Here is a 13,521-nt window from a genome sequence, read left to right as displayed (position 1 = left end):
ATGAAACTTAAAACTCCTCCAAAACCTTGGATTTGTCGCCATAAACCTTATCCAGGTGATCCTCTCCCCAATAGCATAAATGGTCTAGCGCGGGCTTTAATCCCCAGCCGTAGGGGGTTAGCTTATACTCCACTTTAGGCGGGATTTCTTTATATACCTCTCGTGCTACAATCTCATCCTTTTCCAGGCCCCTTAGTTGAGTGGTCAGCATTTTTTGCGTAATATCGGGGATTAACCGGCGGAGCTCCGAAGTCCGTTTCGGGCCGGTCATCAAATGATAGATGATCAGAGGCTTCCATTTTCCCCCCATGACTTCTAATGCCGCCTCCACCCCAACTCTATACTTTTTTCGAATGCTATTGTCCCTCGGTTCAGTCATCTTTACTCCTCCGTTAAAAGGATGTGTTTTTGCCAAGAACATAACTTCTTGGGCAGTTATCTAGAGTAGGGCACTTCCATGTTCCTATGGCACCCGTATCATCCTATAGCACGTGAAAGTGCGTACTTCCAGGTTATTCGAGTCCTGTTTATAATAGCATCAGCCAGGGATGATGGCTATAAGTTAACTGCTCAAGAAAGGTAGTGAAGATACAAGTATGAAAGTATTATGCGTTGTGTCGCACCCGAGAAAAGATTCCCTCACCTTTAAGGTTGCCGATCGTTTCGTGCAAGGTCTTGCCGAGGCCGGTCATGAATATGAGATATTGGACTTGCACGGGATTGGCTTTGACCCGGTTTTAAAAGAAATAGATGAACCGGATTGGTCAGCGGCGGAACAGACCTTTTCCCCTGAGGTGGAAAGGGAAATACGGCGAATGAAGGAGCATGATGCTCTGGCATTTATTTTTCCGGTTTGGTGGTGGCACTTGCCGGCCATGCTAAAAGGTTATATTGACCGTGTATGGAACAACGGGTTTGCGTACGGTTCAAACCAGCTTCATCACCAACAAGTCTTGTGGATCGGTCTGGCGGGCGTTTCCAAAGAGCAGATGAAAAAGCGTAATTATGATGAAATGATTACTCACCTGCTCAATGTGGGAATTGCGGATTATTGCGGTGTTTCCAATTCCAAGGTTGAATTTTTGTACGAGACTTTGGATTCCGATTCGAAGCATTATGAGATGCTGTTTCATCAAGCTTATCATTTAGGGTTGAATTATGCCTTGAAACAAAGCATATCCGGGGAAAATTAGTGATACAAATCCGGAAATAAGCGATAGTTGAATCACTGGGAATCAGGCCGCCGATTTTTCGGTGGCCTTCCGTGCATTTAAGTAAGCTGGATTCCACCTCCTGAATCGGTATTGGAAGATCGGTCTGTAAAAATGTCACGATTTTACTTGAACCTTACGTAACGTCATGTTTTACAATAGAGCTACCGGTACATAGCTAGCGCCAAAGAGTGGAGATGGTTCATGAAGAAACATTGGAAGGTGGGGGAGCTCGCCAGGTTAACGGGGCTTACCGTTCGAACTTTGCGGTTTTATGATCAAATCGGGTTGTTCTCTCCGTCGGGACAAACGGAATCCGGCCACAGGCTGTACAATGAATCGGACTTGTCGCGTTTGCACCAGATATTATCGCTTAAGGAGCTGGGATTATCTCTCGAGGAGATTAAATCGGCCTTAAATGGCGGGCAGATCAGTCCGCTTGAGATCGTGGAACTGCAGATAGACCAAATCAAAGAACAGATTAAACTGCAGCAGAAACTATTGGAGCAGCTAAGATACGTATCCAAGCTTATGCAGGGCCAGGCGGAATTAACGGTTGAAGATTTCACGAGCCTTTTGCAGGCGATGAAGATGAGATTTGAGAAACCGGTCATTGAGCGGCAAACGAGTTGGGAGCGACATTTGGACCTGTTGGGAGATTTTCTTACCGAAGAGAATGGAATTTCGAAACGTAAGGAGGAAAATCAATGAAAGAACGATTTGTCAAGCATGGAACCTTCGTCGTAGAACGGATTTATGCCGCTCCGCCGGAGCGGGTGTATCAAGCATGGGCCGACCCGATGGCTAAAGCCAAGTGGTTTTCGAAGCCGGAGATCTTCGAGTTCCAGGTTGGCGGGCGCGAGTACAGCAGCGGCGGGCCGCCGGAAGGGCCGGTTTTTACCTTCGACGCCAGCTACCAGGAACTTGTTCCGGAGCAGCGTATTGTCTATACGTACACGCTGGATTCGGACGGCGTACGCATCTCCGTCTCGATCACAACGGTCGAGTTGATCAAGGTGGAGGGCGGTACGAAGCTGATTTTCACAGAGCAAGGCGCATTCTTTGACGGACATGATACGCCAGAAATACGGGAACACGGTACAAACATCATGTTGGATACACTGGGCAAGGTAGTAGAAGGGTAGAAGGGGAGGCTGGAACATGACGATAGCTGAAAATGAACTTATTGCTTCGCGCGAGTATGATGTCCCGCGGGAACTTGTGTTCCGGGCATGGACAACCCCAGATTTATTAGCAAAGTGGTGGGGACCGCAAGGCTTCAAGAATACGTTTCACGAGTGCGATATGAGGCCGGGAGGGACGTGGAAGTTCACCATGCACGGACCGGATGGCGTGGATTATCCTAACCATAATGTCTTTGTTGAGTTCGTGCCGCCGGAGCGGGTCGTGATTGATCATCTAAACGTTCACGAATTTCGGGTAACGGCTACCTTCGAGGACTTCGATGGCCGCACCAGAGTCACCTTTCGTCAACTTTTCAAGATAAAAGAGGAGTTTGAACAAGCTAAGCCCATCTGCCTAGAAGCTAATGAACAGCAGCTGGACCGGCTTGGCAAGGTGCTGGCGGAATTGGCCGACTAGCTTTGCCAAGTGAGATCTGTATCTCCTTCGAAAAGAGCGCTACTTAATTTGAAGACTCTATATGTCGCCGTTCACAATCCCTGTCAGGAATCGGACGGCGGCTTTTTGTTTTCTCTCCTCACCTCCTCCATAATCCCCCTCACGCCCTCTTCGATTCTCTCCGGCCTGACCCGCGGAATGCTGATTCGCAAAAACTTTTCCCGCTCAAGCCAGTTTGTCAAATAGAACGACTTTTCGGTCACCGCTTTCACTTGCCTCGCCGACAGGCGTTTTATCAGCGGATCCAAATTAACGGTTTGCGGCAGCTTTAAATTGGATATAAACGCCGGAGTCGACCCCGAATTCAGAACTGTATCGATACAATTCCGGAAACTTGTGGTTGTGGGTGTCCCCATTTCGCTTTACCATTTCAAGTATTCAGCCCCACGTCCGCGAATATGACAACACTATGGGGTTTAAGGAGGCACTTACTTCGATGAATTCATCCCGATTAAAACTTGCTTATCTATGCGCCATTATGAATGCGATGATTATAGGGTTTTCCTTTTTATTTACGAAGATTGCGCTCGAATTCGCCGACCCTATGGATACACTGACCTTCCGGTTTGCCGCGTCCTTTGCCGCGATGTCCATTCCCGTCCTGTTGGGCCGAGTCCGTTTGAACTACCGCGGAAAAAAGCTCGGCAAGGCGGTGCTCTTGGCTATTTTGTATCCATTGGCGTTTTTCGCGCTTCAATCTTACGGTCTAAAATATACCACGTCCAGCGAAGGCGGCATTCTGTTCGCTTTTACGCCGGTTTTAACGCTGCTGCTGGCGTTCTTGTTCCTGAAAGAAACGACCACGCTCCTGCAAAAGCTATCCATCTGTCTGTCGGTGAGCGGAGTCCTGTTCATCTTTATCATGAAAGGCGGCGGCATCGATTGGTCCAACATGACGGGAATAGTTCTCTTGTTCCTGTCCTGCCTGGCCATTGCGGGCTATAATGTGCTCGCGAGAAGGCTGCTCAAATCGTTCAGTCCTGCGGAGATCACGTATGTCATGCTGGGCATTGCTTTTGTTTCTTTCCTGGCCGTGTCGCTTGCCGGGCACACCGCCGCAGGTACACTCGATCAATTGTTCTCTCCGCTGGCCAGCGGTGCGTTTGTTGCGGCCATTCTCTATCTTGGCGTCTTGTCCACACTGGTTACGGCGCTTAGTTCCAACTATGCCTTGTCCCGAATCGAAGCCTCCAAAATGAGCGTATTCTCCAACCTGTCGACGATCGTGTCGATCGCTGCCGGAGCGCTTTTGCTTGGGGAGGAAATCAGAATGTATCATATCGTCGGTTCTGCGCTTATTATTGTCGGTGTCATTGGCACCAATCTGCTGGGGACTTCATTCTCGCCGAGCTTTCCAGCGAAATCGATCAAACGGCAATAGCAGTCTGGTATGCCGCAGAAACCGTGTATTTTCAAACGGTTCAAGGGATATCCTAAACACGGGTTCTCAATAGATCGCAAAGGAATGAGTGCTTGTGAAAACCGATCAATCGCATTTAACCGCAGCGGAGATGGGGAAACTCTGGGCAACATATGTGGGGAATACGATGGGGAAATGCGTGCTTAGTTATTTTCTTCAACATGTGGACGATAAAGAGATTAAAGAAAATTTACAATATGCCCTGGGGTTATGTGAAGAGTATATACAAACCATTGAGGCTATTTTTAAACAAGCCGATTTTCCGATCCCGGTCGGGTTTACGGACGAAGATGTAAACTTGGAGGCACCCCGACTGTATGAAGATGATTTCTATCTTCATTACCTGAAGTATTTGGGTAAGGCCGGGGTGAGTATTTATAGCGTGGCTATCCCCTTGGTGACAAGGAAAGATATCCGGGAATTCTTCGTCAAGGCCCTTCAGGATACCAGTAAATTAATGATCAATGTCATGGAGGCCTTACTCTCCAGAAATATATTAATGAATTCACCCGTCATCCCTCCGCCCCAAGGCGTGGACTTTATTACCAAGCAGAGTTTTTTAAATGCTTTTTTTGGAAAGGTGAGACCGCTGCAAGGATTGGAAATTGCCCATTTTTACGCAAACTTGAACAACGATATTACGAGTAAAGCGATCATTATTGGCTTTAGCCAGGTGGCGAGAAGTGAAAAGGTCAGACAATATTTGGAACGCGGGAAGATGATAAATCATAAACATATTGATCTGATGTCGGATAAATTGTCTAAAGACGGTTTGCCGCTCCCTCCGAGTATTGATCATTTGGTCAGACCCTCCACGGAGCCTCCGTTCTCGGATAAACTCATGGTTTACCATAAAATCGACATGTTCTCCATGAAGATTCGGGAATACGCCAATGGCGCATCACTGAATGGCAGAAAAGATATAGGTACTTTATATGCAAAATGCCAATTGGATGTATCGTTGTATGTGGAGGATGGCGCCAATCTTATGATTGACCAGGGTTGGTTGGAGCAGCCTCCAGAGGCTATAGACCGGGATGAATTGCACGCCGGACATTAACAGCTTGCCAGGGCCATCCCGCCGCCAAGGATGGCCCTGCTTGCCGTCACAGATTGTTGTGTGTGGTACGGGTACGATTTTGATTTAAGCTTTAGGGCAGAAGAGCTTAAATTCTTGCTTAAGGGAAATACTGTACATATCCTATGTAACCGAGGTTATGCGTCTTATGACAATGGAAATAATCATATTAATTGTAGTATGGAGTTTAACCATTCTGCTGTTGCTAGCTACGACACCGCGTAATAAAATTCGAGAAGCGTTTGTCATATTTTCTTTTAAGCAAATACTTACCTGGTTTTTAGGCCTACTAGTTGTACAGTACAAACTAATTGAATATCCGGTACGTATGTTTCCCTATGCATCGCGAAGTAGTTTTTCGTTCGAGTATTTTATCTTTCCCGCTCTCTGCGTCGTGTTTAACATGAAATTTCCGGAAAACAAAACCAACATCCATAAAACACTCTGGTTTTTGTTTTTTCCGAGCTGGATGACCATTTTGGAGGTATTGTTGGAAAAGTACACCAACCTCATTCGCTACATCGCTTGGAGTTGGTACTGGACGTGGGCCTCCCTTTTAATTACCTTTTTCTTGTCCCGTATTTTTTATCTTTGGTTTATGAAAAAACAAACCGGTGGGACAAAGGGTTGAAGTTGAACCGTAATTAATGGAGGATAGAGTTAAAAGCCCCTTGGAGGTACGTGTTCTATGTTAACCAACGGGTCAATGAGAAGCTGGGAGGACATCATTCCGCCAAGAGCCTCATGTATTCCGTGGATTTTGATGAGATCAAAAGTCTTCAGTATCAGGGGAAATGGGATGAGGCCACGAAAATCATGATGGATGCGGCGGAAAAGTTGGAATCCGGCGGGGCTGATTTCATCGTGATTTGTACCAATACGATGCACGTTCTTCCAACCTGTCCAGGAGCTCCTTCGGCGCTTCCCTGACCTGGATATCCCCGCCCAGGAAAAGAAGCCAATTGGTGATTTCGGTCAATTCTTCGGGCTTATCCACAGGGATAAAAGTCTTCAGAATGGCCGTGGTTTGATAAGGGTTCGTATAGGAGACGGAAGCCTTTAAAGGATGGTATTTCTTGTACTGGGCGATGGCTTTTGGGCCCAGATCCAGGACAAGGTTGATTTCTTCTTCCTGCTTGCTCAGGATTTCCAGAATCTTTTTCCGGCTTAACCTTTTTTTCGGCGAGAAGGGTGTGACATCGGTGAGCCCGTCGACGGGAAACAGCCGTTTCCTTTCTTCCAGCAAGTCAAATCCCTCCATCAGCCAAAGGCCCTTTTGATGAAAAAGGTGCAGGAGATAGATGGGGTAAGATTTGATCTCCTTCGCTTCTTCGATCGTAATCCGCAAATAGCTGTCCGTAAGCAGGTTTTGGATGAGCTTTTCCAACATAGGGTGGGGGAGGTCCGAAAGCTCAAGCAGGTCGGGATTATGCGGGTTGGTTCCTTCAAACAGCAGGATTTGATTCAAAAGAACAAGGTCGTCCTGCTGGTTGGTCGAAATGAGGCCCAGTAATTTCTCGGCTAGAGATTGACGGCTCTTCAGATAGGGAAGCTGCGCATTTCTTGTGGCCATAAAGGCGATAAAAAGGGCTTTGACCTCATTATCGGTAAAACGAACGCCAGGGAGGAGCGTGTTGTGCATGACAAAATATCCCCCATCCCTTCCGACCTCGGCGACAAGCGGCATCCCCAAGGCCTCGATTTCCCGGATATCCCGAATGGCTGTTGAACGGGAGATCTGAAATTCGCGCATGATTTCGGAAATGGTAAATTGGGAACGATTATTGATATACCGCATGATCGTATTAATCCGTTCAACTTTTTTCATCGCGACTCCTAAATGGTATCATTTTTTGACATGATTAAAGATTATCATAAGTCTATCAAGTGAAGAACACAAATTAAATAAAAAAGAAGGAAGGTTATGAACATGGCAAACTATCAATTGGAAGAAAAAGAGGGCTTTATCGTTTACGGTCTGGGCACCGAGCTGAAGAGCGATTACACGGACTATGCCGGCATTAACAAGGAAAAATCGGACTTTTGGCAGGCGGTCAATCATGACGGAAGGCTGGACACTTTAAAATCTATGGCCGCCAACGACTATGTATTTGCCGTAAACGAAGCGGTGAACAACAAGATGATGTATTATGCCGGAGTTTTGACCGAGTCATCGGCGCCGGGGTCGGCATCAGCAGCGGAGGGTTCCCGGGTTATTCAATTCCCTAAAGGGGAATACCTGGTGGTTAAAGGAGAAGGGGCGACGGCCGATGTATTGAGTAATCAGCTTGCCGGGATTGCCTTCGGCCAAGTCTTGCCTGAAGTCAGCCATGTCGCGTATGTAGGCGGGCCGAATGCAACGGTGATCATGGGGCAGCGGGACGGCCAGGTGTTTGGCGAAATGTGGATTCCCGTCGTTAGGAAATAATCGGATAAAAAGGAGCCGTGGTGGAGATGTCCTATATTGTTGATTTTAAAAATGTGTCCACGATCGGTTTGGAGTCTTCACCCGTAGCGGAAGCGCTGGCCGGTTTGCGCGCGAATGAAGCCCGCTACTTCATGAATAAATACAAGCATGAATTTGCGGTGGAACCCGCCGGCGAAAGCCAGGAGACCCTTGATTATGTGAACCGGATTTTGAAAGAGGAACGCGGTATCGAGTTTGCGGCCAAGCCTCTGGAAACGTCGCGTTTTCAAGTGGAGAATATCCAATGGGCCTTCGTCTTTTATGAGGATGGCTTGGGGGTCAATGTCTTGTATACCGTAGATGACCCGAAGAAACGGGCGGTTGGTTTTAAACTCTCCGAGGGGATGGAGGTTCCCCGGGAGTTGGAAGAGAAGAAGTTCAAGTTTGCCCGCCAGAAATCCAAACTGGCCGGAACGATTCGGGGCTCGTTTTTCGTAATAAAAGGAGAATATTAAAGTAAAAATAATTTAAAGGCTATGTAACCGAAAGGTTCAACCTCGCTGCAGTTGGGGTTGGGCCTTTTTTTATGGTCTGAAATGGAGGAGAGTTGGGATGGCGACGAAAGAAGGGCTTCTTAGAAGACTTGATGAAATCGGAGGTTCACTGGCGCGAAGAGGTGAAGCGCTGTTGCTATTGGGAGTCGGATCGGTTGGGGTGGAAACGGATCGAATCGATGCTTATTCGGATTTGGACTTTTTCGTAGTAGTGAAGCCGGGGTATAAACAAGGGTATATTGAGAGGTTCGATTGGCTGGAGGAGGTGTATCCGTTGGCATATACTTTTCGGAATACGGCGGACGGATACAAGATCTTGTTCGAAGACGGAATATATGGCGAGTATGCCGTGTTCGAGGAGAACGAGATGGAGCATATCGCATACTCGGAGGGAAGAATTGTTTGGATGGATCCGGCTTGCACGAATCCGGAGATCGCTAAGGGCGGAAGGAGAACAGAGACGCAACGAAGAGAGGGGCTTGATTTTCCGCTGAATGAGGCTTTAACCAACTTGTACGTGGGACTATGCCGATATGCCCGGGGAGAGAAACTCTCCGCAGCGCGGTTCGTCCAGAGCTATGCCGTGGATAACATCCTGTCCGCTCTGCATCTGTTAGAGAAGGAGGAGGCGTATTTCCCGGATGTATTCGGTGAGGAGCGGCGGATGGAAAAGAGATACCCTTCTTTTGCAGAACGGGTGGGCGATATGATTCTGGGATACGAACGAACCCCGGAATCGGCGCTGCACATTCTTCGTTACCTGGAAGAAGTGTATCCCGTTAACGCCAGAATGAGCATGGAAATTAGACGATTGGCCCATCTTCTTTGCTGATGCAAAAGTTCCGGAGATCATAAACGGCGAGCCCATCAAGCGATTTTCGGCGTACACATGACCCATTCGCACAAGCAGTCAGCCCGCCCCTGGCGTAAACTGAAGTACAACTCAGTGATCGAGGTGAACTTCATGGCACAATCGAAAGAGATACGTGCGCGGGCGAAGAAGCTGCAGGGCTGTCCGGTATGTGTCACCCTGAACAGCGGAGAGACTTACGTCGGCTTCATCACCGACGTGAATCCCGGCGGGTTGGAACTTGCCAGCGCTGGAGCCCTCCCACGCGCTTCTTCCGGGAAGCAAAGCTCCCGATCCCTCAAAAACAGAGCGGGTGCACATCCCCCGGGCGTCCGTCCCGGCAAACGGAGAAGCGGCGCGCGCAAACCGTCCGGCCATTCGCGTTCCCGCAAGCCGGACGCCAAGGTGTCGGCATTCCTCCCGATAATGGGCTCGCTGTTCGGCGGCTTGGGCGGGCCTGGCGGCACCGCTGCGGGCACAGGAGGGCTTGGCGGTATGCTCGGCGGCGGCCTGCGGCTGTTCGGCATGATTCGGAGATTTGTTCCGCTCGTGAAGATGGGCTACGGCATGATCAAGTCCATTCGCCCGTTTCTCGGCGCCGTTCAAGGCTTGATGGGTCCGGCCACGCCGGATAACGAATAGTCGTAAACCTCCGGTCGTAGTTGTCGGTAACGGAGATCATAGAGCTAGTTGTTTTGCTTTTTGTTGCCTAAGCCTCAAACTAACAGACAGGAGCTGACCCAGTTGGGCCAGCTCCTGTCTTATTATAGCTTTGCCGTAAGGCCTCTTCTACCCGGGCCTCTGCGAACCAGAGCTTTACCGACCAAGGCCATTACAAGGACTCGGCTTTTCAGAACAGTAGGATTTTCCGACCGGGACTTATGCAAAAAATATTCATGATGAGCCATCGCCATTAGAAGGATGCTCACCGGACGCTCCTGTGGTAAACTATGACAAAACGCACAAATCAATTTTCCCCGTCAAAAGGAGGCTACTATGAGCGAGACGGCAGTGGATCTGCAGTTATTGGAGAATTTAAAGCCGGGGCTAACCTCGTTTTGCTACCGAATGCTGGGATCCATCGATGACGCTGACGATGCGGTTCAGGAAACTTATATCCGGGTTTGGCAAAGCTGGGGCTCCTTTAGGCAGGAATCATCGTACAAAACATGGGTCTATCGAATCGCCTCCAACCTGTGTCTGGACAAACTAAGACAAGCCAAGCGCCGTACTCTGCCCGTCGATCTGTCCGATCCGGCGGTCTCCATCGTCGAACCCCGCGAAACGTTGCCCGATTCCTCCTGGATCTGGCTTGCTCCCGATTTTGGGGAGAATCCCGAAGATGTGCTTATTCGCAAAGATACGCTGCAGCTCGCTTTCATCGCACTCTTGCAAACTCTACCGCCTCGTCAACGTGCCGTTCTTATTCTAAAGGATGTCTTCGACTGGTCCTCCAAACAGATCGCCGATACGTTGGGGATGTCGCCGGCCGCCGTGAACAGCGCTTTGCAGAGAGCCAGGGAAACCTTGAACCGGACCCGGCTGCGTTCCGACGAGCTCAGCGCGGATGGACGCCGAGCCTGATCATGAGCTGCTGTCACGGTATGTGGAGGCCTTTGAACAATTTGATATCGATGCGCTGGTCGCGTTATTTCATGAGGAAGGCTGTATGTCGATGCCGCCTTTTGCCATGTGGGTGCGTGGCAGAAACGATCTGTTCGAGTTTTTTTCGTTGACCCGGCCGCATTGTGAGGGCTCCCGCTTTGTGCCGATTACGGTAAATGGCGGATATCCCGCCTTTGCGCAATATATGCCGAATCCGGAAGACGCCGGGGTCCTCATCCCTTGGGGAATTCATGTGCTTGAAATCAAGGATAATCAGATCCTCCACGTCCAAAATTTCATTAACACCAAATTATTTTTACGTTTTGGGCTGCCGGAGCAGATCCACCGATGAATTTTGAATTCGAATGACGTCTATATTATTGATAAACAAAAAACGATGATATTGAGAGAGGTGTCTTTCAAAATGGAAACGAATCAACCGACGAAAGTAACCGTTCAGGCAGTCATTCAAGCGCCAATTGAAAAGGTATGGAGCTATTGGACGGAGCCGCAGCACATTACGAAGTGGAACCAAGCTTCCGAGGATTGGCATGCGCCAAGAGCGGAGAATGATTTGCGGGCCGGCGGCAAATTTACGACCCGAATGGAAGCGAAGGATGGCAGCATGGGTTTTGATTTTGGCGGGGTCTATGACGAAGTGAGGACGCATGAATGGATCTCTTATACGATGGGAGATGGGAGAAGGGTCGAAATCTCCTTTAGCGGCCAAGGCAACGAAACGAAGGTCGTCGAAACGTTTGACGCGGAAAGCACGCATCCGGTGGAATTCCAGCAAGCGGGCTGGCAAGCGATTATGGATAATTTTAAAAAGTACACGGAAGAATCCTAGGCATAACCCCTGGCGCCCCATTGGGCGCTTTTATTTTTTTGTGCTATATAGGTTGAACTATTGATTTGCATATTAGACAGCGGTGTAAAGGGTTCTTTTCACAGTCTTAACCTGCAACTAATGGTTTGGTTCGAATTAAAGGGAATTCTTCCCGTTAATTGGGTACATATGCGGCTGCAGAGGCGAATTAGCTGGAAAACCTCCCGTTAATTCGCTTGAAATTGTATATATCGGCAATAGGGCCGCGAAATAGATGGAGCTTTTCCAGCTAAATCCGATCGAGGGGCCAAGAGCGGTACATTAACGGGAAATTTTCCCGTTAATGATGCAGACTCCGACGGCGGGACTTTATATCTACAACCTTATCACATCCTTGCCCAACCCCAATTCTTTAGTTCAACCTCTATAAACGAAATTTCCCCCATAGACGTATTGGCTTGCCGGCGCTACACTAGGAAGGTCGAAAGAGAAAAAACACATAGTAGGAGCTTGTATAACGTGACCTTATCCGAACGTATTCCCTCGTGGAAAAAACTTAGTCTTTTTGCTGTGACTTGGCCCATTTTCGTCGACTCCGTACTGCGGATGTTGCTCGGCACAGTCGATGTGTTTATGTTAAGCCGCATCTCCGACAAGGCGACGGGGGCCGTAGGCTTAGCCAACGAAATCATTTACTTCTGCATTCTGATGTTCGGCTTTGTCGGAATCGGCACCAGTGTGGCGGTATCCCAGTATATCGGCGCGGGGCGGGAGAAAGAAGCGAGCCGGATTTCGGCCCTGGCGATTACGTTGAACCTGATTTTCGGAATTCTCGTCAGCCTGGTCCTCGTCAGTTTTGGGGAATCCCTCCTGCGGCTGTTAAACTTGGATCCCGAACAAATTGGCATCGCAAGCCACTATTTGGAGATCATCGGCGGATTTATCTGGATCGAGGCGCTGTCTTACGCGGTTTCATCGGTGATTCGTGCGAGCGGGAACACCAAAAGCGTGATGTATGTAACTTTGGGCGTCAATTTGATCCATGTGACCGGAAACTATTTGCTCATTTTCGGCAACCTGGGCTTTCCGGAGTGGGGCGTTACGGGGGCGGCCATCTCCACGGTCGTTAGCCGCTTCCTCGGCATCATCGTTCTTTTTATCCTTTTGTATCGCCGGATTCCCGCACCGATCCACCGGAAGGATTACGTAACCTGGAACGGTCCCTACGTGAAACAGATTATGAGCGTGGGGCTGCCGGCGGCGGGCGAGCATCTGGCCTGGCAGTCGCAATATCTCATGGTGATCAGTTTTGTCAACATGATCGGCATCACCGCGTTAAATACGCATGTTTATGTCATGAACATATCGAATTATTTCATGGCGCTTGCGTTGGCGATCGGAGCGGGGACCGAGATCATCGTCGGACAGATGGTCGGCGCGGGGGAAATGAAGGCGGCCTATCGGCGGCTTATAACCAGCGTGAGGATCAGCTTCCTGTTAACGTTGGCTGTTGTCGGGGTAGCGGCGATATTCCGGCACGAGCTGATCGGCATGTTCACGGAGGACCCCAAAATCATTGCCGCGGGAGCGGGGATTTTTCTGCTATCCATCGTACTCGAACCCGGCCGGACCTTCAATATGGTGATCATCAATTCGCTGCGCGCCGCCGGAGATGCGCGTTTTCCCGTCTTGATGGGCGTGCTTTCGATGTGGGGTGTCTCGGTGCCGCTGGCTTATGTGCTGGGGGTTCATTCCGGGTTGGGGCTGCTTGGCGTATGGATCGCTTTTACGGTGGACGAATGGCTCCGCGGGGTCATGATGCTGCTTCGCTGGAGAAGCCGGGCCTGGGAGAAAAAGGCGCTCGTAAAGCCGGTTTCCGTTGCGGAAAACGGGGTGGGGGCGCAGGCTTAAAACGGGTATGTTGTA

Annotated in this window: 19 protein-coding genes; 16 read left to right on the top strand and 3 right to left on the bottom strand. The window is 49.4% G+C overall.

Annotated features, from left to right (window positions below; genetic code table 11):
• Positions 1–7 precede the first annotated feature (7 nt).
• A complete protein-coding gene (locus tag V4U88_RS07180) occupies positions 8–379 on the bottom strand; it encodes a winged helix-turn-helix transcriptional regulator (RefSeq protein WP_334072580.1) in 372 nt (123 codons plus the stop codon).
• A 217-nt stretch (positions 380–596) separates the two neighbouring features.
• Between V4U88_RS07180 and V4U88_RS07175 the strand changes: the two genes are divergently transcribed.
• From V4U88_RS07175 to V4U88_RS07160, 4 genes are all read left to right on the top strand, one after another.
• On the top strand, positions 597–1,193 hold the full coding sequence (locus V4U88_RS07175; protein ID WP_334072579.1) for an NAD(P)H oxidoreductase: 597 nt from the start codon (positions 597–599) through the stop codon (positions 1,191–1,193).
• Between the two features lie 222 nt (positions 1,194–1,415).
• Positions 1,416–1,922, top strand: a complete 507-nt coding sequence (locus tag V4U88_RS07170) for a MerR family transcriptional regulator (protein ID WP_334072578.1) — start codon at positions 1,416–1,418, stop codon at positions 1,920–1,922.
• A complete protein-coding gene (locus V4U88_RS07165) occupies positions 1,919–2,356 on the top strand; it encodes an SRPBCC family protein (protein WP_334072577.1) in 438 nt (145 codons plus the stop codon). Before V4U88_RS07170 ends, V4U88_RS07165 begins: the two co-directional genes overlap by 4 nt.
• A 16-nt stretch (positions 2,357–2,372) precedes the next feature.
• Positions 2,373–2,813 (top strand): SRPBCC family protein, encoded by a 441-nt coding sequence (locus V4U88_RS07160; RefSeq protein ID WP_334072576.1) that lies wholly within the window; start codon positions 2,373–2,375, stop codon positions 2,811–2,813.
• Positions 2,814–2,896: 83 nt separating this feature from the next.
• Here the strand turns inward: V4U88_RS07160 and V4U88_RS07155 are convergent, their stop codons facing one another.
• Positions 2,897–3,208, bottom strand: a complete 312-nt coding sequence (locus V4U88_RS07155) for a hypothetical protein (protein ID WP_334072575.1) — start codon at positions 3,206–3,208, stop codon at positions 2,897–2,899.
• 80 nt (positions 3,209–3,288) lie between these two features.
• Between V4U88_RS07155 and V4U88_RS07150 the strand changes: the two genes are divergently transcribed.
• The 4 genes from V4U88_RS07150 to V4U88_RS26950 all read left to right on the top strand — a co-directional run bounded on the left by V4U88_RS07150 (position 3,289) and on the right by V4U88_RS26950 (position 6,280).
• Positions 3,289–4,233, top strand: coding sequence for a DMT family transporter (locus tag V4U88_RS07150; protein WP_334072574.1), 945 nt, complete (start codon positions 3,289–3,291; stop codon positions 4,231–4,233).
• Between the two features lie 94 nt (positions 4,234–4,327).
• A complete protein-coding gene (locus V4U88_RS07145) occupies positions 4,328–5,332 on the top strand; it encodes a DUF3231 family protein (RefSeq protein WP_334072573.1) in 1,005 nt (334 codons plus the stop codon).
• Between the two features lie 157 nt (positions 5,333–5,489).
• Entirely contained in the window at positions 5,490–5,981 is a 492-nt protein-coding gene (locus tag V4U88_RS07140) for a CBO0543 family protein (RefSeq protein WP_334072572.1), read from the top strand.
• A 113-nt stretch (positions 5,982–6,094) separates the two neighbouring features.
• The gene (locus V4U88_RS26950; RefSeq protein WP_416367215.1) at positions 6,095–6,280 is read left to right on the top strand and encodes a hypothetical protein; all 186 of its coding nucleotides are present in this window, start codon (positions 6,095–6,097) and stop codon (positions 6,278–6,280) included.
• Here the strand turns inward: V4U88_RS26950 and V4U88_RS07135 are convergent.
• Positions 6,210–7,178, bottom strand: a complete 969-nt coding sequence (locus tag V4U88_RS07135) for a helix-turn-helix transcriptional regulator (RefSeq protein ID WP_334072571.1) — start codon at positions 7,176–7,178, stop codon at positions 6,210–6,212. The genes V4U88_RS26950 and V4U88_RS07135 overlap by 71 nt on opposite strands.
• A gap of 102 nt (positions 7,179–7,280) precedes the next feature.
• Between V4U88_RS07135 and V4U88_RS07130 the strand changes: the two genes are divergently transcribed.
• From V4U88_RS07130 to V4U88_RS07095, 8 genes are all read left to right on the top strand, one after another.
• A complete protein-coding gene (locus V4U88_RS07130; RefSeq protein ID WP_334072570.1) occupies positions 7,281–7,778 on the top strand; it encodes a GyrI-like domain-containing protein in 498 nt (165 codons plus the stop codon).
• 26 nt (positions 7,779–7,804) lie between these two features.
• Positions 7,805–8,272, top strand: a complete 468-nt coding sequence (locus tag V4U88_RS07125) for a phage tail protein (RefSeq protein WP_334072569.1) — start codon at positions 7,805–7,807, stop codon at positions 8,270–8,272.
• 97 nt (positions 8,273–8,369) lie between these two features.
• Positions 8,370–9,143, top strand: a complete 774-nt coding sequence (locus V4U88_RS07120) for a hypothetical protein (RefSeq protein WP_334072568.1) — start codon at positions 8,370–8,372, stop codon at positions 9,141–9,143.
• 132 nt (positions 9,144–9,275) lie between these two features.
• Entirely contained in the window at positions 9,276–9,803 is a 528-nt protein-coding gene (locus tag V4U88_RS07115) for a hypothetical protein (RefSeq protein WP_334072567.1), read from the top strand.
• A gap of 354 nt (positions 9,804–10,157) precedes the next feature.
• Positions 10,158–10,745, top strand: coding sequence for an RNA polymerase subunit sigma-70 (locus V4U88_RS07110; protein ID WP_334072566.1), 588 nt, complete (start codon positions 10,158–10,160; stop codon positions 10,743–10,745).
• On the top strand, positions 10,729–11,118 hold the full coding sequence (locus tag V4U88_RS07105; RefSeq protein WP_334072565.1) for a nuclear transport factor 2 family protein: 390 nt from the start codon (positions 10,729–10,731) through the stop codon (positions 11,116–11,118). Before V4U88_RS07110 ends, V4U88_RS07105 begins: the two co-directional genes overlap by 17 nt.
• Positions 11,119–11,190: 72 nt before the next feature.
• Positions 11,191–11,616: an SRPBCC family protein gene (locus V4U88_RS07100; protein WP_334072564.1), complete on the top strand. Its 426-nt coding sequence runs from the start codon at positions 11,191–11,193 to the stop codon at positions 11,614–11,616.
• Between the two features lie 498 nt (positions 11,617–12,114).
• A complete protein-coding gene (locus V4U88_RS07095) occupies positions 12,115–13,506 on the top strand; it encodes an MATE family efflux transporter (RefSeq protein WP_334072563.1) in 1,392 nt (463 codons plus the stop codon).
• Positions 13,507–13,521: the final 15 nt, after the last annotated feature.

Source organism: Paenibacillus sp. A14 (genome assembly GCF_036864815.1).
GTDB lineage: Bacteria > Bacillota > Bacilli > Paenibacillales > Paenibacillaceae > Fontibacillus > Fontibacillus sanfengchensis.
This window is presented reverse-complemented; position numbering and strand designations above follow the sequence as displayed.